The sequence below is a fragment of the Zoogloea sp. GDB6 genome, from assembly GCF_056724105.1.
In genome coordinates, this window is the sequence record NZ_CM161497.1 from 3,208,604 (window position 1) to 3,229,338 (window position 20,735).

23 protein-coding genes are annotated in these 20,735 nt (G+C 62.6%); 14 read left to right on the plus strand and 9 right to left on the minus strand.

Annotated features, from left to right (window positions below):
* Positions 1 to 3: 3 nt before the first annotated feature.
* On the minus strand, positions 4 to 1,239 hold the full coding sequence (locus AC1PQG_RS14505; protein WP_481118546.1) for a YihY family inner membrane protein: 1,236 nt from the start codon (positions 1,237 to 1,239) through the stop codon (positions 4 to 6).
* Positions 1,240 to 1,275: 36 nt separating this feature from the next.
* Between AC1PQG_RS14505 and wrbA the strand changes: the two genes are divergently transcribed.
* Entirely contained in the window at positions 1,276 to 1,872 is a 597-nt protein-coding gene (gene wrbA, locus AC1PQG_RS14510) for an NAD(P)H:quinone oxidoreductase (RefSeq protein WP_481118547.1), read from the plus strand.
* Entirely contained in the window at positions 1,869 to 2,240 is a 372-nt protein-coding gene (locus AC1PQG_RS14515) for a DUF2069 domain-containing protein (protein WP_481118548.1), read from the plus strand. Before wrbA ends, AC1PQG_RS14515 begins: the two co-directional genes overlap by 4 nt.
* Before the next feature lie 15 nt (positions 2,241 to 2,255).
* On the opposite strand, the gene AC1PQG_RS14520 is transcribed toward AC1PQG_RS14515, so the two are convergent.
* The 5 genes from AC1PQG_RS14520 to AC1PQG_RS14540 form a co-directional block, all read right to left on the minus strand.
* Positions 2,256 to 3,788: a 2-isopropylmalate synthase gene (locus AC1PQG_RS14520; RefSeq protein WP_481118549.1), complete on the minus strand. Its 1,533-nt coding sequence runs from the start codon at positions 3,786 to 3,788 to the stop codon at positions 2,256 to 2,258.
* A gap of 119 nt (positions 3,789 to 3,907) precedes the next feature.
* Positions 3,908 to 4,711 (minus strand): CDP-diacylglycerol--serine O-phosphatidyltransferase, encoded by an 804-nt coding sequence (gene pssA, locus AC1PQG_RS14525; protein ID WP_481118550.1) that lies wholly within the window; start codon positions 4,709 to 4,711, stop codon positions 3,908 to 3,910.
* Positions 4,712 to 4,821: 110 nt separating this feature from the next.
* The gene (gene ilvC / locus AC1PQG_RS14530; RefSeq protein WP_481118551.1) at positions 4,822 to 5,838 is read right to left on the minus strand and encodes a ketol-acid reductoisomerase; all 1,017 of its coding nucleotides are present in this window, start codon (positions 5,836 to 5,838) and stop codon (positions 4,822 to 4,824) included.
* A 72-nt stretch (positions 5,839 to 5,910) separates the two neighbouring features.
* Positions 5,911 to 6,402, minus strand: a complete 492-nt coding sequence (gene ilvN / locus AC1PQG_RS14535; RefSeq protein WP_481113695.1) for an acetolactate synthase small subunit — start codon at positions 6,400 to 6,402, stop codon at positions 5,911 to 5,913.
* A gap of 110 nt (positions 6,403 to 6,512) precedes the next feature.
* Entirely contained in the window at positions 6,513 to 8,249 is a 1,737-nt protein-coding gene (locus AC1PQG_RS14540) for an acetolactate synthase 3 catalytic subunit (protein WP_481123011.1), read from the minus strand.
* Positions 8,250 to 8,338: 89 nt separating this feature from the next.
* Between AC1PQG_RS14540 and AC1PQG_RS14545 the strand changes: the two genes are divergently transcribed.
* The 4 genes from AC1PQG_RS14545 to AC1PQG_RS14560 are packed head-to-tail and all read left to right on the plus strand — an operon-like array spanning position 8,339 to position 10,446.
* Positions 8,339 to 8,965, plus strand: coding sequence for an RNA polymerase sigma factor (locus AC1PQG_RS14545; RefSeq protein ID WP_481118552.1), 627 nt, complete (start codon positions 8,339 to 8,341; stop codon positions 8,963 to 8,965).
* Positions 8,962 to 9,336: a DUF3619 family protein gene (locus tag AC1PQG_RS14550; RefSeq protein WP_481118553.1), complete on the plus strand. Its 375-nt coding sequence runs from the start codon at positions 8,962 to 8,964 to the stop codon at positions 9,334 to 9,336. Before AC1PQG_RS14545 ends, AC1PQG_RS14550 begins: the two co-directional genes overlap by 4 nt.
* A complete protein-coding gene (locus tag AC1PQG_RS14555) occupies positions 9,309 to 9,962 on the plus strand; it encodes a DUF3106 domain-containing protein (RefSeq protein WP_481118554.1) in 654 nt (217 codons plus the stop codon). Before AC1PQG_RS14550 ends, AC1PQG_RS14555 begins: the two co-directional genes overlap by 28 nt.
* A gap of 7 nt (positions 9,963 to 9,969) precedes the next feature.
* A complete protein-coding gene (locus tag AC1PQG_RS14560) occupies positions 9,970 to 10,446 on the plus strand; it encodes an RDD family protein (RefSeq protein ID WP_481118555.1) in 477 nt (158 codons plus the stop codon).
* A gap of 10 nt (positions 10,447 to 10,456) precedes the next feature.
* Here AC1PQG_RS14560 and lptG read toward each other — a convergent pair whose 3' ends face one another.
* Positions 10,457 to 11,533 carry an LPS export ABC transporter permease LptG gene (lptG, locus tag AC1PQG_RS14565; RefSeq protein ID WP_481118556.1) on the minus strand — a complete coding sequence of 359 codons (1,077 nt, stop codon included), beginning with the start codon at positions 11,531 to 11,533 and terminating at the stop codon, positions 10,457 to 10,459.
* A complete protein-coding gene (gene lptF / locus AC1PQG_RS14570) occupies positions 11,533 to 12,609 on the minus strand; it encodes an LPS export ABC transporter permease LptF (RefSeq protein WP_481118557.1) in 1,077 nt (358 codons plus the stop codon). Before lptF ends, lptG begins: the two co-directional genes overlap by 1 nt.
* A gap of 106 nt (positions 12,610 to 12,715) precedes the next feature.
* Here lptF and AC1PQG_RS14575 point away from each other — a divergent pair, with 106 nt between their 5' ends.
* The 4 genes from AC1PQG_RS14575 to AC1PQG_RS14590 all read left to right on the plus strand — a co-directional run bounded on the left by AC1PQG_RS14575 (position 12,716) and on the right by AC1PQG_RS14590 (position 18,030).
* Positions 12,716 to 14,203: a leucyl aminopeptidase gene (locus AC1PQG_RS14575; RefSeq protein WP_481118558.1), complete on the plus strand. Its 1,488-nt coding sequence runs from the start codon at positions 12,716 to 12,718 to the stop codon at positions 14,201 to 14,203.
* Between the two features lie 19 nt (positions 14,204 to 14,222).
* The gene (locus tag AC1PQG_RS14580; protein ID WP_481118559.1) at positions 14,223 to 14,657 is read left to right on the plus strand and encodes a DNA polymerase III subunit chi; all 435 of its coding nucleotides are present in this window, start codon (positions 14,223 to 14,225) and stop codon (positions 14,655 to 14,657) included.
* Positions 14,654 to 15,103 carry a hypothetical protein gene (locus tag AC1PQG_RS14585; protein ID WP_481118560.1) on the plus strand — a complete coding sequence of 150 codons (450 nt, stop codon included), beginning with the start codon at positions 14,654 to 14,656 and terminating at the stop codon, positions 15,101 to 15,103. Before AC1PQG_RS14580 ends, AC1PQG_RS14585 begins: the two co-directional genes overlap by 4 nt.
* Before the next feature lie 80 nt (positions 15,104 to 15,183).
* A complete protein-coding gene (locus tag AC1PQG_RS14590) occupies positions 15,184 to 18,030 on the plus strand; it encodes a valine--tRNA ligase (RefSeq protein ID WP_481118561.1) in 2,847 nt (948 codons plus the stop codon).
* A 75-nt stretch (positions 18,031 to 18,105) separates the two neighbouring features.
* Here AC1PQG_RS14590 and AC1PQG_RS14595 read toward each other — a convergent pair whose 3' ends face one another.
* Entirely contained in the window at positions 18,106 to 18,336 is a 231-nt protein-coding gene (locus AC1PQG_RS14595) for a sulfurtransferase TusA family protein (RefSeq protein WP_481118562.1), read from the minus strand.
* Positions 18,337 to 18,583: 247 nt separating this feature from the next.
* Here AC1PQG_RS14595 and AC1PQG_RS14600 point away from each other — a divergent pair, with 247 nt between their 5' ends.
* Genes AC1PQG_RS14600 through AC1PQG_RS14615 form a run of 4 tightly spaced genes read left to right on the plus strand, consistent with a single transcriptional unit; the run spans position 18,584 to position 20,661 of the window.
* Positions 18,584 to 18,937: a roadblock/LC7 domain-containing protein gene (locus AC1PQG_RS14600; RefSeq protein WP_481113684.1), complete on the plus strand. Its 354-nt coding sequence runs from the start codon at positions 18,584 to 18,586 to the stop codon at positions 18,935 to 18,937.
* A 13-nt stretch (positions 18,938 to 18,950) separates the two neighbouring features.
* Positions 18,951 to 19,430, plus strand: coding sequence for a PAS domain-containing protein (locus AC1PQG_RS14605; RefSeq protein ID WP_481118563.1), 480 nt, complete (start codon positions 18,951 to 18,953; stop codon positions 19,428 to 19,430).
* Complete coding sequence (locus AC1PQG_RS14610) at positions 19,427 to 20,173, plus strand: phosphate/phosphite/phosphonate ABC transporter substrate-binding protein (protein WP_481118564.1); 747 nt, start codon at positions 19,427 to 19,429, stop codon at positions 20,171 to 20,173. Before AC1PQG_RS14605 ends, AC1PQG_RS14610 begins: the two co-directional genes overlap by 4 nt.
* Positions 20,170 to 20,661: a hypothetical protein gene (locus AC1PQG_RS14615; protein ID WP_481118565.1), complete on the plus strand. Its 492-nt coding sequence runs from the start codon at positions 20,170 to 20,172 to the stop codon at positions 20,659 to 20,661. Before AC1PQG_RS14610 ends, AC1PQG_RS14615 begins: the two co-directional genes overlap by 4 nt.
* The last annotated feature ends 74 nt before the right edge of the window (positions 20,662 to 20,735 follow it).

Sequence of the window (20,735 nt, forward strand, 5' to 3'; positions counted from 1 at the left end):
ACATCAGGAATGCAAGGATGTAATGGGCCGGGCCGTTGCACGCCCAAAGGCTAGAAGCATCTCGTCCCAGCGCTCACACACCTCCGCTGCAGAGCCTTCCCGCATGCGCCACGAGTCCGGCAGCTGCCCCCAGCCGAACAGCCCTCCGACCTCCGACAACAGCACCGCATCTGCAGCCTTGACCAGCAACCATCCTCCTCCGTCAAGGCGCGCGGCGATACCCGCCGACTCGAGAGCCTCCAGCGTACCCCTCATGTCGTCATGCCCCACTGCGGCCAGCTCGGCGAGTTGCACCATCGTCCTTGAACCACCTTCACGCTGAGCAACGACCAGTTCCCTCAGTGCCAGCATCGCCACAAAAAGACTCCGCCCCGGAAAAGCCGGCAGTAGCGCATGTGCCAGCTTCCGCTCAGGCAGAACCGCGGCAAGGACCGCCCCGAGCAGAATCACGATCCACGACAGATAAAGCCACAGTAGAAAGATTGGCACCACCGCAAATGCACCATAAACCAGCGTGTAACTCGGGAAGTGCACCAGATACAAACCAAACAGGCGTTGCATGACCAAGAAGCCTGTTGCCGCACATAAACCGGCGAACATCGCATCCCTGACACGTACGCTGCAGTGCGGCACCACCAAGTAAATGGTGCCGAAGATTCCGCTCAAAACCACCACCGCAATCACGCGCACCCCAAGACCTTCGAGCCATGCCGGCTCATTCATGACATCGAGGGACATGCTGAGTATTGCGCTCGCTACGAACACACAGCCAGCCAGCAGCAGGGGGCCAAGGGAGAGCGTTGCCCAGTAGGCCGCCAGGCGCGTGGCCCATGGGCGGCGGCTATTGACCATCCAGATCTGGTTGATGACCTGATCGATAGTCTTCATCAACATCAAGGTCGTGACGATCAGCACCAGAGCACCCACAACAGTCAGATTGGCCGCCTTCTCGCTGAACTGCAGCGCATAGGTGGCAATCACCTTGCCAGCCTTGTCAGGCAGAAGATTGTCGAGGAGGAACCCGCGCAGGGCGTCACCAAAACGGGCCGACTGGGGCAACTTGCTGAAGACCACCACCACCAGGGTCACCATCGGCACCAACGACAACAGCGTGGTGAAGGCCAAACTGCCCGCCACCTGCGCGCATCGCCCGTCACGAAATCGCCGCAGCACGGCTGACACCAGATACGCCACCGCCAGGCGCTGATGCAAACGAGAGAAATCAGGGCTCGGGTTCATTTACGTATAATGCGCTTCCGTTTTGCAGGCTCTACCATGCAAGAAGTTCTTGTCCTCTATTACAGCCATCGGGGCTCGGTGCGGGCGCTGGCCGAACTGATCGCCCGCGGCGTCGAGTCCGTTCCAGGCATGGTCGCCCGCCTACGCACCGTTCCACGCGTGTCCGCCGTCTGCGAGGCGGTCGAAGACGGCATTCCCGATCGCGGCGCCCCGTACGCAGACATCCGCGACCTCGAAGAGTGCGTCGGTCTGGCACTCGGCAGCCCTACACGTTTCGGCAATATGGCTGCGCCGGTCAAATACTTTCTGGATGGCACCGCCGGCCCCTGGTTGTCCGGCGCCTTGGCGGGCAAACCGGCTTGCGTATTCACGTCATCAGCAAGCCAGCACGGTGGCCAGGAAAGCACGCTGCTGTCGATGATGACACCGCTGCTGCACCACGGAATGCTGATCGTCGGCCTGCCGTTTTCCGAGCCAGACCTGACCCGCACACGCAGTGGCGGCTCCCCTTACGGCGCCACCCACTGGGCCGGCAAGGACGACGACACCCTGATAACCGAAGAGGAAAAACGCCTCGCCACCGCTCTTGGCCGGCGACTCGCGGAAACCGCCAGAAAGCTCTCGCTCCCATGACCCCCAAAACCCTATCCCTCATCGCCAGCGTCACGCTGCTGCTCCTGATCGCCCTGTGCCTGGCCTGGGAGGCCATCCTGGCCCCGCTACGCCCAGGCGGCTCGTGGATGACCCTGAAAGTCCTCCCGCTGATGCTGGCGCTGTTCGGCATTCTGCGCGGCAAACGCTACACCTATCAGTGGAGCTCGATGATGATTCTTCTCTACTTGACCGAAGGGGTGGTGCGCACCAACGACGCCCCCCCAGGCAGCGCCCTCGCGCTGGCCGAGGCCGTGTTGAGCGTGGTTTTCTTCATCGCGGTGGTGCTTTACGCCCGCAATACAGCGCCGTCCCGGTTGGCCAGGGCTGCCGCCGACAGCAAGCCCTGAACCATGCGATGTGCGTCAGACCTGGGGATTCAGACGCTCCAGCTTTGAGTGCAGTTTATTGAGCGCATTGAGGTAGGCCTTGGCGGACGCGACGATGATATCGGTGTCCGCCCCCTGCCCGTTGACCACCCTGTCCTCCTTGGAGAGGCGGACGGTCACTTCGCCCTGGGCGTCGGTACCGGTGGTGATCGCATTCACCGAGTAGAGGAGCAGTTGGGCGCCACTCTCGGCAACAGCCTCAATGGCCTTGAACGCCGCATCCACCGGCCCTGAACCGCTGGACTCGACCTTGGCCTCCTTACCACCAACGGACAGGGTCAGACGCGCACTGGGCGTCTCACCGGTCTCGGAATGGAAGGACGACGCCACGAGGCGGAAATGCTCCTGGGGTTCCGAACTCTCATCGCTCATCAGCGCCTGCAGATCCTCGTCAAAGATCTCGTGCTTCTTGTCCGCAAGCTCCTTGAAACGGGCGAAAGCGTGATTCAGCAGCTCCTCGGACTTGATCTCTACACCGAGCTCGATGAGCCTCGAACGGAACGCATTGCGCCCCGAGTGCTTGCCCATCACCAACTTGTTGGTGGTCCAGCCCACATCCTCGGCACGCATGATCTCGTAGGTCTCGCGGTGCTTGAGCACGCCGTCCTGATGGATGCCGGACTCATGCGCGAAGGCATTCGCACCGACGATCGCCTTGTTCGGCTGCACCGGAAAGCCGGTGATGCCGGACACCAGCTTGGACGCCGGCACGATCTGCGTCGTATCAATGCGCGTATCGCACTGGAAGACGTCCTTGCGCGTACGCACCGCCATCACGATCTCTTCCAGCGATGCGTTGCCCGCCCGTTCGCCAAGGCCATTGACGGTGCACTCCACCTGGCGCGCGCCAGCTCGCACCGCAGCCAGCGAATTAGCCACCGCCAGCCCCAGGTCGTTATGACAATGCACCGACCACACCACCTGGTCGGAATTCGGCACGCGCTCGATCAGCGTTCGGATCGTCTCCGCGAACTGCTCCGGCACGTTGTAGCCGACGGTATCCGGCACATTGATGGTCGTGGCACCGGCCTTGATGACCGCCTCGAAAATACGGCACAGGAAATCGATCTCGGAACGACCAGCATCCTCGGCGGAAAACTCAATGTCGCTGGTGTATTCCCGCGCCCAGCCAATTGCCCGCACCGCCTGCTCGACTACCTGGTCGGGGCTCATGCGCAGCTTCTTCTCCATGTGGATAGGGCTGGTCGCAATGAAGGTGTGAATACGTCCAGAGGCCGCCGGCCGGATCGCTTCGCCGGCCCGCCGGATGTCGTTCTCGTTGGCGCGGGCCAGCGAGCAGATGGTCGAATCCTTGATCACCTCCGCCACAGCGCGAACGGCCTCGAAGTCGCCATTCGACGCCGCAGCGAAGCCCGCCTCGATCACGTTGACCTTCATCCGTTCCAGTTGCCGGGCGATGCGCAGCTTTTCGTCCCGCGTCATCGAGGCACCCGGGCTCTGCTCCCCGTCACGCAAGGTGGTATCGAAAATGATCAACTGGTCGTTCATGATTGGCTCCTGCCAGATTATTGATGTTTTGATCAAACGGCTCAGGCGCCGTTCCGTACCACGACAGGCAAACACACCTGCCCGGCCCCGGTGCTCCGCCAGGGCCGCGTCGGCACGATTCAGGAATCCGCGTTCTCGGCGGGAGTGCTCTCGTCGGACAGCTTCTCGGCGCTACGCCGTGTTCCCTTGAGCCAGGCCCAGGCACTCGTCACATAGCCGGAAACTGCGTAGCACAGGAACAGACCGAAGAGGACCCCCGGCGGATAGCTGGACACCAGCAGAAAGCCCAGCACAAACGCGATGATGACGATAAAGGGCACGCTGCGGCGCAGGTTGATTTCCTTGCCGCTGTAGAACAGCACGTTGCTGACCATCGAGATGCCGGCAAAGATCGTCAGTACGCAGGCATACCAGCGCACATCCGGCCCGGCAATGCCATTGTCGAGCATCACCCACACCAGACCACTCACCAGCGCTGCCGCTGCTGGGCTGGGCAGCCCCTGGAAATAGCGTTTGTCGATGACGTCGATGTTGGTGTTGAAGCGCGCCAGCCGCAAGGCCGCGCCCGCACAATAGATGAAGGCCGCCATCCAGCCGAGCTTGCCCATGCCTTTCAGCGCCCATTCGTACACGATCAGCGCCGGCGCGGCCCCAAAGGACACCATGTCGGACAAGGAATCGTACTCGGCGCCGAAAGCACTCTGGGTACGGGTCAGGCGGGCCACTCGCCCATCGAGCCCGTCGAGCACCATCGCGATGAAGATCGCAACTGCCGCCTGCTCGAACAGGCCGTTCATCGCCTGCACGATGGCATAGAAGCCGGCGAAGAGCGCTGCAGTCGTGAAAAGGTTGGGGAGAATATAGATTCCCCTGCGACGCCGTTCCGGGTTGAGCAGGGGCTTACGGGATTGCAGATCGGCCATGGAGGGGACGATATGTGGAGTCGGTTGCGATTGTAACGCAGGTGGATGCGACAGGCCCATAAACGACTCGGGGGACTTGCGTCCCCCGATCTTGCTACCTGTCAGTCCGCTTAGTTCTTGGACTGATCGACCAGCTTGTTGGCCTTGATCCACGGCATCATGTCACGCAGCTGGGCACCGACGGTTTCGATCGGGTGCACGGCGTTGAGACGACGACGGGCGGTCATGGCCGGGTAATTGGTCTTGCCTTCCAGGATGAACATCTTGGCGTATTCACCGGTCTGGATGCGCTTGAGGGCTTCGCGCATGGCGTAGCGGGACTCTTCGTTGATGACTTCGGGGCCGGTCACGTACTCGCCATACTCCGCGTTGTTGGAGATGGAGTAGTTCATGTTGGCGATGCCGCCTTCGTACATAAGGTCGACGATCAGCTTCAGCTCGTGCAGGCACTCGAAGTAGGCCATTTCCGGAGCATAGCCGGCTTCGACCAGGGTCTCGAAACCCATCTTGACCAGCTCAACCGCACCACCACAGAGCACAGCTTGCTCGCCGAACAGGTCGGTTTCGGTTTCTTCACGGAAGTTGGTTTCGATCACGCCACCCTTGGTGCCGCCGTTGGCAGCAGCGTAGGACAGGGCGATGTCACGGGCCTTACCGGACTTGTCCTGGTAAACGGCGATCAGGGACGGCACACCGCCACCCTTCAGGTATTCGGAGCGGACGGTGTGGCCGGGGCCCTTCGGGGCGACCATGATCACGTCCAGATCGGCACGGGGCACGACTTGGTTGTAATGCACGTTGAAGCCATGGGCAAAGGCCAGCACGCCGCCCTGCTTGATGTTCGGCTCGATGTCGTTCTTGTAGACCTCGGGGATGTTCTCGTCCGGCAGCAGGATCATGACCACGTCGGCAGCGCGAACGGCCTCGGCCACTTCGGCAACCTTCAGGCCAGCGCCTTCGGCCTTGGCCCAGGAAGCGCCGCTCTTGCGCAGGCCGACCGTCACATTGACGCCGGAGTCGCGCAGATTCTGGGCGTGGGCATGGCCCTGGGAACCGTAACCAACGATCGTGACCTGCTTGCCCTTGATCAGGGAGAGATCCGCATCCTTATCGTAATAAACCTTCATTTCATGCCTTTCTGATACAAGAGGAGCAAATTGCAGGGAAGCGCCGGCCGTGCGGCCCGCGCCACCCCCGCATCACACTTTCAATACCCGATCACCACGGCCGACGCCGCAGATGCCGGAGCGCACGGTTTCGAGAATGAGGCCGGCGTCGATGGCGCCGACAAAGGAATCGAGCTTGGCCTGGGTGCCAGTCAGCTCGATGATGTAACTGGTATCGGTCACGTCGATGATGCGCCCGCGGAAGATGTCCGCCATGCGCTTCATTTCCTCGCGATCCTTGCCGGTCGCACGCACTTTGACGAGCATCAGTTCGCGCTCGATGTGGGCCGACTCGGAGAGATCGACCACTTTCACCACTTCAACCAGCTTGTTGAGCTGCTTGGTGATCTGTTCGACGATGTCGTCCGAACCGGACGTCACGATCGTCATGCGTGACAGGGAGGCGTCTTCGGTCGGCGCCACCGTCAAGGATTCGATATTGTAGCCACGGGCGGAAAACAGCCCGGAGACGCGCGACAGCGCGCCGGATTCATTCTCGATGAGAAGGGAGATGACGTGTCTCATATGTGTTTTCTGCTTGCTGACCATCAACCCGCGCAGCCAATGGGCGTCGAGCGTCGGTAACGATTCGGGAGCGAGCCGCGGCAGATCATCCACGGCACACCCCCGGCGAATCAGAGATCCTCGGCGGACAGGATCATGTCGGTCAGGCCCTTGCCCCCCTGAACCATGGGATACACGTTCTCGGTCGGATCGACCTGGAAGTCCAGGAAGACCAGATCGTTCTTGCGCTTGAACGCCTCTCGCAGCGCATCCTCCACGTCACCCGGCTTCTGCACGCGCAGCGCCACGTGGCCATAGGCCTCGGCGAGCTTGGCAAAGTCGGGCAAGGCATCCATGTAAGACTCCGAGTAGCGGTTGCCGTGGAACAGCTCCTGCCACTGGCGCACCATGCCGAGATAGCCGTTGTTGAGCAGAATGACCTTGATCGGCAGGCGGAACTGTTTGCAGGTGGACAGTTCCTGGATGTTCATCTGCACCGAACCCTCGCCGGTGATACAGGCCACCGGCGAGCCGGGATGTGCCAGCTGAACGCCCATTGCAGCAGGCAAGCCGAAGCCCATCGTGCCCAGACCACCGGAATTCACCCAGCGACGCGGCTTGTCGAACTTGTAGTACTGGGCCGCCCACATCTGGTGCTGCCCCACGTCGGAAGTCACAAAGGCGTCGCCGCCAGTCACTTCCCAGAGCTTCTGCACCACGTACTGCGGCTTGATGACGTCGGTACCCTGATTGAACTTCAGGCAGTCGCGGCGGCGCCACTCCTCGACCTGCTTCCACCAGTCGCCGAGGGCCTCCTGATCGGGGCGCGCGGAGGTACTGTCGAGCAGCGCCAGCAACTCACCGAGAACTTCACCCACGTCGCCGACGATGGGCACATCCACCTTCACGCGCTTGGAAATGGACGAAGGATCGATGTCGATATGGATGATCTTGCGCGGCTCCGACGCGAAATGTGCCGGGCTACCGATCACACGGTCATCGAAGCGGGCGCCAACGGCGAGCAGCACATCACAGTAGTGCATCCCCATGTTGGCTTCGTAGTTACCGTGCATGCCCAGCATGCCGACGAACTGACGATCGGTGGCCGGATAGGCGCCGAGCCCCATGAGAGTGTTGGTACAGGGGAAGCCCAGCTTGCGCACCAGCGAAGTGAGCTTGTCGGCGGCGTCGCCGAGCACCACGCCGCCACCAGCGTAGACCATCGGACGCTTGGCCTCGAGCAGGAGTTGCAACGCCTTCTTGATCTGGCCGTGATGCCCCTTGACGACCGGGCTGTAGGAGCGCATCGCCACCGTCTGCGGGTATTCGAACTCGCACTTCTGCGCAGTGATGTCCTTCGGAATATCGACCAGCACCGGACCGGGACGCCCGCTCTTGGCGAGAAAGAAAGCCTTCTTGATAGTCGGCGCGATATCACGCACATCGCGCACGAGGAAATTGTGCTTCACACAGGGACGGGTGATGCCAACCGTGTCCACTTCCTGAAAGGCGTCCTGGCCGATAGCCGAAGACGGCACCTGACCGGAAATGATGACCATCGGAATCGAGTCGCAGTAGGCGGTGGCAATGCCGGTCACCGCATTGGTTGCGCCAGGACCGGAGGTCACCAGCGCCACGCCGACCTTCTCGGTGGAACGCGCATAGCCGTCAGCCGCATGGATGGCGGCCTGCTCGTGACGCACGAGCACGTGGCGAACCTTGTCCTGCTTGAACAGCTCGTCGTAGATGTAAAGTACCGCGCCGCCCGGATAGCCGAAGAGATAATCGACCTTTTCTTCCTGGAGACTCCTGATTACAATTTCCGCACCGGTAATTACCATCGCTGCACCCGAAGCTGTTTCGGCAATGTGAAACGTTGAACCTTACCGCCGCCCAGGCGATTGGTCAAGGCGCCGCTGGCGGCATTGCAATCCGGATGCCGGGCGCATCGTTTTAATTGGCCCGCCCCCGCCCTCGAAAAAAGAGGGGTGCCACGCTCCAGTTGAGGATCCCTCCCCTGCCTTCCCGTCTTGAACTATCGGACTTCCTCGCCAGCGTCGAAAAAAGGGCCTTCAAGCAGGCCCTGTTCGCGGTCCGCAACGAGGAGTCGGCCCTCGACATCGTGCAGGACGCAATGCTCAAGCTAGCCGAGAAATACGGCGACAAGCCGCTGGAAGAACTGCCGATGCTCTTCCAGCGCATCCTGCAGAACGTGATCCGCGACCATTTTCGCCGCCAGAAGGTGCGCAGCATGTGGACGACGCTGCTATCCGCCTTTTCGCCAAACTCGGACGAGGAAGACTACGACCCTCTGGAAACGCTCGAATCGGCTGACAGCGAGCACAAGAGCGAATCCCCCCAAGCCCAGCTAGAACAACACCAGACCTTGTCGGCCATAGAAAAGGAAATCGAAAAGCTACCCGCCCGTCAACGCGAAGCCTTCCTCATGCGTTACTGGGAAGAGATGGATATCGCCGAAACGGCTGCGGCAATGGGGTGCTCCGAGGGAAGCGTGAAGACACACTGCTCCCGGGCGACGCACACATTGGCCGCGGCCCTTGCAGCAAAGGGCATCACACTATGAACGAGCAGGAATTTCAGCGCCGGGTCCGGCAACACTTGAACGCATCGGCGTGGAACATTCCGTCGAGTGCGTCTTCACGACTGCACGAGGCGCGCCAGAAGGCCTTGAGCCGCCAGAAAATTGCCGTGCGCGGACTGAGTCTGGCTGGATTTGGCCAAATGCTCACCGAGCATGTACTGCCGCGGGGCAAGACCACCATCGCGATGGTTCTGGTCATCGCGGCTGCGCTCGGCAGCGTCCTGCTCGGACAGTTCCAACATACCGCCGATCTGGAGGAAGTCGATAGCGCCCTGCTCGCCGATGACCTCCCGATCGACGCCTACCTCGACCGCGGATTCGACGCATGGGTTCAAAACGACTCTACCGAGTGAGCCTTGCGCTCATGCTGGGCTGGTCGGTTTCCGCCCGGCCCGCACCACCGATCAACGCCCCGGCATGGAGTGATCTGACGCCGGCGCAACAACGCACCCTTGCCCCGCTGGCCAAGGAATGGCGCGATCTGCCCGACGAGCGACGCCGGAAGTGGGTTGGCATCGCCGACCGTTTTCCGGGCTATACGCCGGAGGAGCAGGAACGCCTGCAGCATCGCATGCAGACGTGGATTTCTCTGACCCCGGAGCAACGGATGATTGCCCGGGATCAATACCGCAATCTCCAGCGCATCGCCCCCGAAAAGCGGGAGACCCTCAGGGAAAAGTGGAACGCTTACCAGGAACTGCCGAGCGACGAGAAGAAGCGCTTCACCGAAGCCGCCGCCAAGCAGCCCGCCAAACCGACCATTCCCAAGATTGGCGCACCGCCCATCAAGCCACTGACAGCCCCACCACCGCCGAGGCCTAGCTACCCGAAGATCAAGCTTGCACCGCCCGCTGCCGAACAACCCGCAGCGGCGTCGGCACAGGCCGGTAGCACCACCGGGCTGCAATCCTCCGCTCCAGCTGCGGTTGCTGCCACCACGGAAGCGGCCCCGCCCCAGACCTCCCCCACCAAGCCTTAGGCGAGCCATGCCCCAACACATCCCTGCCGCCGGCAGCCCCACGCCGGCCCGGCAGGCCGTCGAACTCGCCGGTCTGCGCCGCCGTCTGGCAAGCATGCTTTACGAGATCCTGCTGCTGCTCGGCGTACTGGCCCTCACCTTCATGATCCCACTGCTGATTGTGGGCGCTGCCTTGAACTACACACCGCCCGGCAGTGTGCTTTGGGTTTATGTCTTCCTTGTCCTGGGCGTCTATTTCCTGTGGTACTGGCGAACTGGCGGACAGACGCTGGCGATGCAGACCTGGAAACTGCGCATCGTAAACGCCGAGGGCGAGCAGATTTCCCTACGCCAGGGGTGCATCCGCTACGCGCTGGCCTGGCCTTCCGTGCTGCTGTTTGGAATCGGAATTGTGTGGGCTCTGCTCGACAAGGAACGTCAGTTCCTGCATGACCGGCTGGCCGGCACCCGCATCGTGCTGCTGCTCAACAGCCCAAAGAACTGAAGCATCGACCTCAGCGGCGTTCAACCCACCACATCATGAAGGCCGCCGCCAGGAAGAAGGAGATGCTGGGCGTCAGTGCGGCCACGGCCGGCACCCAGCCGTTGATCACACCGAGGTTGGAGAACAGACCGTTGAGCAGGTGGAAGCCCACGCCCAGCATGATCCCGGAGAACACCTTCAAGCTAACTCCGCCCGCCCGCGTCTGCATGTAGCCAAAGGGCAGCGCCAATCCCATCATGACAAATGCGGCAAACGGGTACGCCAGCTTCTTCCACAAGGCGATCTCGTAGCGAGTGGTTTTCTGATTATTTTCCCGCAGATGATGGATGTAAGAGTACAGCGTGGACACGGACATACGCTCCGGGACCACCATCAGCACCGACAAGACCTCTGGCGTCAGCTCGGAATTCCAGACCATTTCCGGCAGTTCAACCGTTGATGTCCCGCTATTGGAGAAGCGCGTTTGGGCCACCTTGCGCAAACGCCAACCATTATTACCGTCGTATGCGCCCGACTCCGCTTCGCTGATCGACACCAGAACTGCGCGCTCGTCGAACTCATAAATGCGGATGCCCTGCAGACTGGTATCCGGCAGCACGCTACTGACGTTGACGAAACGCCGGCCATCGCGGACCCAGAGCCCCGTACGCAATTCCTGGGACACCATCGAGCGCGTTGCAGCCAGCCTCCATTGCTGCGCCGCCCGCTCCGCCGGCGGCGCCAAGTATTCTCCAAAGACGAAGGTCAAGGCTACGAAAACACTTCCGATCGCCAGCAGACCCGACAACAGGCGCCGGGTCGACAAGCCCGACGCACGCAGCACCGTGATTTCGGAATGACGCGCCAGGGTGGTCAGCGCATACAGCGTCCCGATCAGCACCGCGATGGGCATCAGTTCATACACCCGCCCCGGCATGATCATCGCGACGTAGATCGCCGCGTGATGGAGCATGTAGCCCCCCTTGCCGATATCGTCCAGTTCGTTCACCAGATCGAAAAAAGCGAACAAGCCGAGAAAGGCCAGCAACACCAGCGCAACCGCCGCGTAGATCTCGCGGCTGAGATAACGGATATAAACGGGGATCATCAGCGTTTCCGCCAGCGCGCAAAAACGCTGAGACGTCGATAAAACAAAGCCCCCAACGCGACCAGCATGATCAGGTGCGGCGCCCACAAGCCCACGTCGAAACGCAGCCGCCCCTGGCCGACCCAGGCCTGGCAGACGCTGAGGGTGTTGCTATAGATCAGGTAGACCAGGATCGCCAGCACCAAGTTGTTGGTACGCCCGGCACGCGGGTTCACAAACGACAAGGGGATGGCTAGCAGGGCCAGCATCGTCGCCAGCAACGGAGTGCTGATCCGCGCAAGCAGTTCACCCTGGTTTCGGGCGTCGGGATTCTTCAACAAGGCGGGCAATGCAAGCGTCTTCGGCTGTCGCTCGGCCGTATTGGCTTCCTTGGACTCCATCCGGATGGAGTACGTCTCAAACTCCATCACCCGATAGCTCGGCGTTCCCGGAGTCCCCTCGTAGCGCCGCCCATGCTCAAGCACGACGAAGCGATTGCCGGAGGCATCGTTCTCCACATGCCCCTGGGCGGCCACCATAACGCCAAGCCGCCCGTGCTGCATACTGCTGGCAAAGACGTTGCGGACCCGCCCCTCCTCACCGGACAGCGCCTCGACGAAGAAGACCCGTTCGCCGCCAGAGGATTCACGGAACAAGCCTGGCGCCACTCGGGAAACGTCGTCCCGGTTGTTCAGCTGTTCCTTGTACTCCACGCTTTTCTTTTGCGCCCAGGGTGCAACGAACAGGGACAAACACGCAATCAGCAGCACGACTGGCAAGGTGAAACGCAGCACTGGCCGCACCCAGGCAGTGAGCGGCAAACCGCTGGAGAACCAGACGACCATCTCGGAATCCCGATAACAGCGGGACAGGGACATCAGGATGGCAATGAACACGGTCAGAGACAGCACCACCGGCATCTGCGCAATGGCGCCAAAGCCGATCAGAGCCAGCACTGCATCGGCCGGCACGCGGCCGCCGGCGGCCTGACCCAGCAGACGGATCAGGACCGTGGAAATCAGGATTGCGAACAGCGCCACGAAGACCGCCACGGCGTTCTGCGTGAATTCGCGCTGGGCAGCTCGAAGAAAAATCATGCGGGAAAAGTATTAGCGGCGACTGCGGGCCGTTTTGACGTGGGTCGGGGTGGCGGCCATAATGTGGCGCAATGTCCGATTGACGCGTATTTCCAAGGAGAAGCGGGTGGAATTTACCATAAAGGCCGGATCGCCGGAAAAACTCAAGAACGGCTGCGTGGTAGTGGGCGTATACGCGGGGGGAGAACTCAGCGCAGGTGCGCAAGCCCTCGACAAGGCCAGTGACGGTGCCCTAGCCGCCATCGTTGCGCGCGGCGATCTGGACGACAAGGCCGGCGCCACTCTCCTGCTCCACAGCCTGCCTGGCATTGCCGCCCCGCGCGTCCTGCTGGTCAGCCTCGGCAAGGCAGCCGAACTGTCCGACAAGGCCTACCGTGACGCAGTCAGCGCAGCCGCCAAACAGCTGGGTGGCCTCGCCACCGACGATGCAGCCTTCCTTCTGGCCGACATCGATGCACCGCGCGACCTGCCGTGGCGACTCAGCCAGGCGGCGCAGATCCTGCTGGACAGCACCTATCGCAGCGACACACTGAAGTCCAAGAAGGACGAATCGAAGAAGGGCGTCAAGAAACTCGCCTTCATCGTCCGTGGCAAGGCCGGCGACGAGCTCCAGGCCGCCCTGCTGCGCGGCGAAGCCGTGGCCGAAGGCATGGCCCTCGCCAAGAACCTCGGCAACCTGCCGGGCAACGTATGCACCCCGGGCTACCTGGCAACCGCCGCCCGCAAGCTCGCCAAGGACCACAAGATCAAGGTCGAGGTGCTCGAGCGTGCCGACATGGAGAAGCTCGGCATGGGCTCCCTGCTGTCGGTCGCCCGCGGCTCCCACGAACCCCCAAAATTCATCACCCTCAACTACAAGGGCGGCAAGGCCAAGGACAAGCCGGTCGTGCTGGTCGGCAAGGGCATCACCTTCGACACCGGCGGCATCTCCCTCAAGCCCGGCGAGGGCATGGACGAGATGAAGTACGACATGTGCGGTGCTGCCAGCGTGCTGGGCACCTTCAAGGCCATCGCCCGCATGGAGCTGCCGATCAACGTGGTCGGCCTGATCCCCACCACCGAGAACATGCCTGGCGGCTCGGCCATCAAACCTGGCGACATCGTCACCTCCATGTCCGGCCAGACCATCGAGATCCTCAACACCGACGCCGAAGGCCGCCTGATCCTGTGCGACGCACTCACCTATGCCGAGCGCTACGAGCCGGCCGCTGTGGTGGATATCGCCACGCTGACGGGCGCCTGCATCATCGCGCTGGGTAACGCGACCTCGGGCCTGCTCGCCAACGACGACGAACTCGCCGCCGAACTGCTGGCCTCCGGCCAGGCTGCCGGCGACAAGGCCTGGCAGCTCCCCCTGTGGGACGAGTACCAGGACATGCTGAAGAGCAACTTCGCCGACATCCCCAACATCGGCAGCAAGGGGGCTGGAACCATTACCGCGGCCTGCTTCCTGTCGCGCTTCACCAAGGCCTACAAATGGGCGCACCTGGACATCGCCGGCACCGCATGGAAGTCCGGGGCAGATAAGGGCGCCACCGGCCGCCCCGTACCGCTGCTGACCGAGTTCCTGATCGGCCGTGCCGGTGGCCGCTGAACCGGCCCACGAGCCCGGCGTGACGAACGAGATCCGCTTCTACCACAACGCCCCCGACCGGCTGCGGGTAGCCTGCGTGCTGACGACCAAGGCCCACGCCCGCGGGCACAGGATCTCGGTCTTCGCTCCAGACAACGGCGTCGCCCGCCACTTCGACCAGATGCTGTGGGGCTTCCAGCCCCTCGCCTTCGTTCCCCACGTGGCGGCGGGCTCGCCGCTCGCTGCGGAAACGCCGGTCGTCATCGGCAACTCGCTGGACGTGCTGCCGCACGATGAAGTGCTGGTCAATCTCGGGGACGAACTGCCTGCCACCTTCGACCGCTTCCAGCTGGTGCTCGAGATCGTCGGCCCCAGCGAGGCGGAACGCCAGGCCGCCCGCCGCCGTTACCGCAGCTACAAGGAGCGGGGATACACCCTCAGTGCCCACGATCTCGCCCAACGGAGCGGCGAATGACACAAACCAAGCCGGAATTTGAAATCTCCCTCGATGACGAGGAGCTCGTTGCGTCGCTCGACGAGCCGGACGAAGGCGACGATCTACCCGTTCTTACCGACGTTGTCGATGAACGCATCGAGCCTTACATAGGCGAGAGTTCGAGCCCGATCATCCTGGAGCCGATCAACGAGGCGCCCGCCCCCGAAGATGAGCCTGCATCGCGACTGGCCGTCGGACAAGCCACCGATCATCTCGCAGAACGCCTCGTCGCCCTCGACACGGCCATCAGCCGCCATATCGAGGAATGGGTCAACAACGAGCTGCCTCAACTGGTCTCCCGCGAACTGGACGATCTCGCCGAACGACTGCGCGAAGCCGCCGCCGCCCATCTTCGCGCCACGCTCCTCCCTCTCCTGTCGGCCGAGATCGCCGACACGCTGGACGACGACACCCAACTCGGCTGATCCGTCTCCCATCGGTGGTCGCCGGCAGTCGAGCCCGGCGCATCCGCTATAATCCGCGTTTTGCCTTAAAGACAGACCCCATGGAACTGGCCAAGAGTTTCGAGCCGGCGGAAATTGAACGCCGCTGGTATGAACACTGGGAAGCCAGCGGCTACTTCGCCGCCGGCCTCGATCGCAGCAAGCCTGCCGAACAATCCTTCTGCATCCTGCTGCCGCCGCCCAACGTCACCGGCACCCTGCACATGGGTCACGGCTTCAACCAGACCATCATGGACGCGCTGACGCGCTACCACCGCATGCGCGGCTGGAACACCCTGTGGCAGCCGGGCACCGACCACGCCGGCATCGCCACGCAGATCGTCGTCGAACGCCAGCTCGACGCCCAGGGCGTGTCCCGCCACGACCTCGGTCGCGAGAAGTTTCTCGAGAAGGTCTGGGAGTGGAAGGAATACTCCGGCGGCACCATCACCAAGCAGATGCGCCGCCTGGGCACCAGCCCGGACTGGAGCCGTGAGCGCTTCACGATGGATGCCGGCCTCAACAAGGTCGTCACCGAAACCTTCGTGCGCCTTTACAACGAAGGTCTGATCTACCGTGGCAAGCGCCTGGTCAACTGGGATCCCAAGCTGCACACCGCCGTCTCCGACCTGGAAGTGGTCCAGGAAGAGGAAGACGGCTTCATGTGGCACATCCACTACCCGTTCAGCGAAGGCCAGATCGGCGAACTGACCGGGCTGACCGTCGCCACCACCCGCCCAGAAACCATGCTCGGCGACGTGGCCGTGATGGTGCATCCGGAAGACGAGCGCTACGCCCACCTGATCGGCAAGACCGTGCGTCTGCCGCTGTGCGAGCGCGACATCCCGATCATCGCCGACGACTACGTGGACCGCGAGTTCGGCACCGGCGTGGTCAAGGTCACCCCGGCTCACGACTTCAACGACTACGCCGTCGGCCAGCGCCACAAGCTCGCCCAGATCAGCATCCTCACGCTGGACGCCAAGATCAACGAGCACGCCCCGGCCAAGTACCAGGGCCTCGACCGTTTCGACGCCCGCAAGGCCATCGTGGCCGACCTGGAAACCGCCGGCGTGCTGGTGGACACCAAGCCCCACAAGCTGCAGGTTCCGCGCGGCGACCGTACCGGCGTGGTCATCGAGCCGATGCTCACCGACCAGTGGTTCGTCGCCATGTCCAAGCCGGGCGAAGACGGCAAGTCGATCACCGAGAAGGCGCTGGAAGTCGTCAGCTCCGGCGAGATCGAATTCGTCCCCGGCAACTGGGTCAATACCTACAACCAGTGGCTCAACAACATCCAGGACTGGTGTATTTCCCGCCAGCTGTGGTGGGGCCACCAGATTCCGGCCTGGTACGGCATCGATGGCGAGTGCTTCGTCGCCCACAGCGAGGAAGAAGCTCGCGCGCTGGCCGACAAGGCCGGCTACCCCGGCCCGCTGACCCGCGATCCGGACGTGCTCGACACCTGGTACTCGTCCGCCCTGTGGCCGTTCTCGACCCTCGACTGGACGTCCGAGTGGCCCGCCAGGTCCAACGACGCGCTGGACCTCTACCTGCCGTCCACGGTGCTGGTCACCGGCTTCGACATCATCTTCTTCTGGGTGGCGCGCATGGTCATGATGACCAAGCACATCACCGGCAAGATCCCGTTCAAGCACGTGTACGTGCACGGCCTGATCCGCGACGGCGAAGGCCAGAAAATGTCCAAGTCGAAGGGCAACGTGCTCGACCCGATCGACTTGATCGACGGCATCGGCATCGATGCGCTGGTCGCCAAGCGCACTACCGGCCTGATGAACCCCAAGCAGGCCGCCAGCATCGAGAAGAAGACCCGCAAGGAATTCCCGGAAGGCATCCCGGCTTTCGGTACCGACGCACTACGCTTCACCTTCGCCAGCCTGGCGAGCCCCGGCCGCGACATCAAGTTCGACATGAGCCGGTGCGAGGGCTATCGCAACTTCTGCAACAAGCTGTGGAACGCCACCCGCTTCGTGCTGATGAACGTCCAGGGCCACGACCTGGGCCTCGAGCATAAGCAGGACGGCCCCAGCTGCGGTGGCAGTGCCCCGCTAGCGTTCTCCTTCGTGGACCGCTGGATCGTCAGCCGCCTGCAGCGCCTGGAGCAGGAGATCGCCAACCATTTCGGCGAATACCGCTTCGACCAGGTTTCCAAGTCCGTCTATGAGTTCATCTGGGACGAATACTGCGACTGGTACCTGGAGCTCGCCAAGGTGCAGATCCAGACCGGCGACGAAGCCACCCAGCGCGGCACCCGCCGCACGCTGATCCGCGTACTGGAGACTGTGCTGCGCCTGGCCCATCCGCTGATCCCCTTCGTCACCGAAGAGCTGTGGCAGACCGTCGCCCCGCTGGCCGGCCGCAAGGACAGCGACAGCCTGTGCCTGGCCCGCTACCCCGAGGCCGACGTGGGCAAGCTCGACGAGAAGAGCGAAGCCGATGTGGCCGAACTCAAGGGCCTGATCTACGCTTGCCGCAACCTGCGTGGCGAGATGAACATCTCCCCCGCCCAGCGCCTGCCGCTGGTGGCCACCGGCAACGCCGAACGCCTGAGCAAGTTCGCCCCCTACATCGCCGGCCTCGCCAAGCTGTCGGAAGTGCAGGTGGTGGATGAGATCGGCAGCGAGGAACTCGCCCCGGTTGCCGTGGTGGGTGAGCAGCGCCTGATGCTCAAGGTGGAGATCGACATCGCCGCCGAACGTGAGCGTGTGTCCAAGGAAATCGCCCGCCTGGAAGGCGAGATCGCCAAGGCCAACGCCAAGCTGTCCAACGAGAGCTTCGTCGCGCGGGCCCCGGCTGCAGTCGTGGCCCAGGAGAAGGAGCGCCTGGCCAACTTCACCGCCACCGTCGACAAGCTGAAGCCCCAGCTGGCCAAGCTGACCGGCGTCTGACACCGTGGCGCCTCCGGGGCGCCACGCTCAAAAAAATGGCCACGCTTGCGTGGCCATTTTTTTGCCCATCCGCTGTTACTTCCGCCTCAGGAAGAACTCGAAAGCGCCATCCGGCAGCTCCTGCTGACCGATCAGATCATTGCCCGTCTGACGGGCAAAGGCCGCGAAGTCCTTCACCGACCCCGGATCCGTCGCCAGTACGCGCATCACCTGCCCGGCCTGCAGTTCGGCCAAGCCCTTCTTGGCCCGCAGGATCGGCAATGGGCAATTGAGCCCCCGGGCGTCCACTTCCTTATCGAAATCCATCATCTAGCTCCATCTCGCGCTGAGGCAATCAAACCGCGATTCTAACGCGAGGCCCCATTATCGAGCCGGACATCGACAATCCCCCGACGACACTCTTATACACCCTCAAAACATATGGAATAATGACATTCAGAAACAAATCAAAACACCTAAACGAATGGGATTCCCGGGCCTGCTTTCCGCCTTACCGGCTAAAGCAGATCTCTACAGAAAATCGACCTTGAAAGTGATGCCAATGCGATCCGACATGCTTCAAACCGTACTCAATGACCTGAACGGAAGCTCAGCGGATATAGAGGCCTCAGCCATCATTTCCTCCGACGGGCTGATGATGGCGGCCCTGCTGCCCAATACCGTGGACGAAGACCGGGTCGGCGCGATGAGCGCCGCCATGCTGTCCCTGGGGGACCGCACCGCCCGGGAACTGGCCCGCGGCAACCTCGAACAGGTTCTGATCAAGGGCGCCAAGGGCTACGTGCTGATGGTTCAGGCAGGCACCGATGCAGTACTTACCGTCATGGCCAAGCCCACGGCCAAGCTGGGCCTGGTATTTCTCGATGTACGCCGCGCGGCTGACGCGATCGGCGGAATTCTCGGCTGACAAGGAGCCCACGATGCTCGACATGCCTCCTCCCTCCAACGCAGGCGGCGCCATCGAGCATCGCCTGGACTACGCCGACGGCAGCCGCCGCCGGGTTTTCGTGACTCATGTGGAAACGCCTTACCCGCAGGGCCGGCTGATCGTTTCACGTACCGACACCCGCGGCATCATCACCCAATGCAACCAGTCCTTCGTGGACATGTCGGGCTACGAGCGCAGCGAGCTGATCGGCCAGCCCCACTGCCTGCTGCGTCATCCAGACATGCCTGCTGCGGCCTTCCGCGATCTGTGGGAAACGGTGCAGGCCGGACGCCAATGGCACGGTTACGTGAAGAACCTTCGCAAGGATGGCGGCCACTACTGGGTGTTCGCCACGGTGGTCCCCAACGTCCGGGACGAACGCATCGTCGGTTATACCTCGGTCCGGCGGGAACCCTCCCGTGAGAAAGTAGCCCAGGCCGAAGCGACTTACAGGGAGTGGATCCGGTCATGAGCTTCAACTTCACCGTCAGCCCCAGCTTCCCAGCCGAGCGCATTTCCGACTGGTATATCTTCAACACCTGGTTGCAGCGTTCTCTGTCGATTCCCATCCACCTGGAACTCCATGACGGTTTCGACGCGCAACGGGCTGCGATCGAAGCGGGACAGGTGGACCTGATTCATGCCAACCCCTTCGACGCCTCCCTGCTGGTAAGGGAGAAGGGCTTTCGCGCCATCGCGCAGCCGGATGGCGCGCCCGACGAAATGGTTGTCGTCACGGCGCTCAGTCACCCTGCTCAAGCCATCGGTGACCTTCAACCCGGAACCCGCATCGCCTGCGCCAACGATCCGTGCGTCAATACGATCGGCCGCATCCTGCTCGAACCCGCCAATCTGAACGCGGACAACACCCTCGAGCAACAACGCAGCACCTACATCCAGGTCGCCAAGGACGTCCTGCGCGGCCAGGTCGATGTGGGCTTCATGCCGGTGGGCGCCTATCGGGGCCTGTCCTCCATTGTCAGACGAGAACTCAAGGTCCTGGTTACCAGCGACATCCAGGTCATCCATCATGTCTTCCTGATCGGCCGCGATCTGCATTCCCGGGCCGACGATTTCGTACGCATCCTGCTGTCCATGCACGAAACGGAAAAGGGGCAGGATCTGCTGTCGGCACTCGGCGCCACCCGCTGGCAACCCATCCAGCAGGAAGACGTCGAGTTCATGATCGACATCATTTCCACTCTGACCCAGTGAACATCTTCATCACGATCCCCGACGCCCCTGAGCGGCTGCAGGAACCTGCACCACCGGCGGATTTCGGCCTCCCGGTCCGAACACTGGACATCGCGGCGGTCTGGCGGTCGCCGGCAACGGCCACGCTGCTGGCCGGTGAGATCGGACGTCACCCGGGAAACCTCCATGCCCACATGCAACGGATCTCGGTCTGGCACGCGCTCGGCAATCCCGCCCAGACCGCAGCAGCGGTCGTAGACCTGTGGATCGCCCTCGGAGCATGCGGACTCGATCTGCGGACTCGCATGCTCCGCCAGCATCACGCGGCGCTGGAGCAGCACAATCTGGACATCTACCTGCACGCCCGCCTGCACCGCGGCGTCGATCGCCACGATCCCGAGCTCGCCCTGCGCGGTGTTGTACTGGCCAGACCGGTGGAAGGAGAGCGGATCTTCCTCCGGCCTGCGCCAACCCACACCTCCCCTGCCGGCATGTCCCGTACCCCCTGAGTCCTTTCTGTGGATCCCTGCCCCACCCAATGCCATGAGCCGCCCTTCGCCCGTCCTCGTCCCGGCCCCGACCG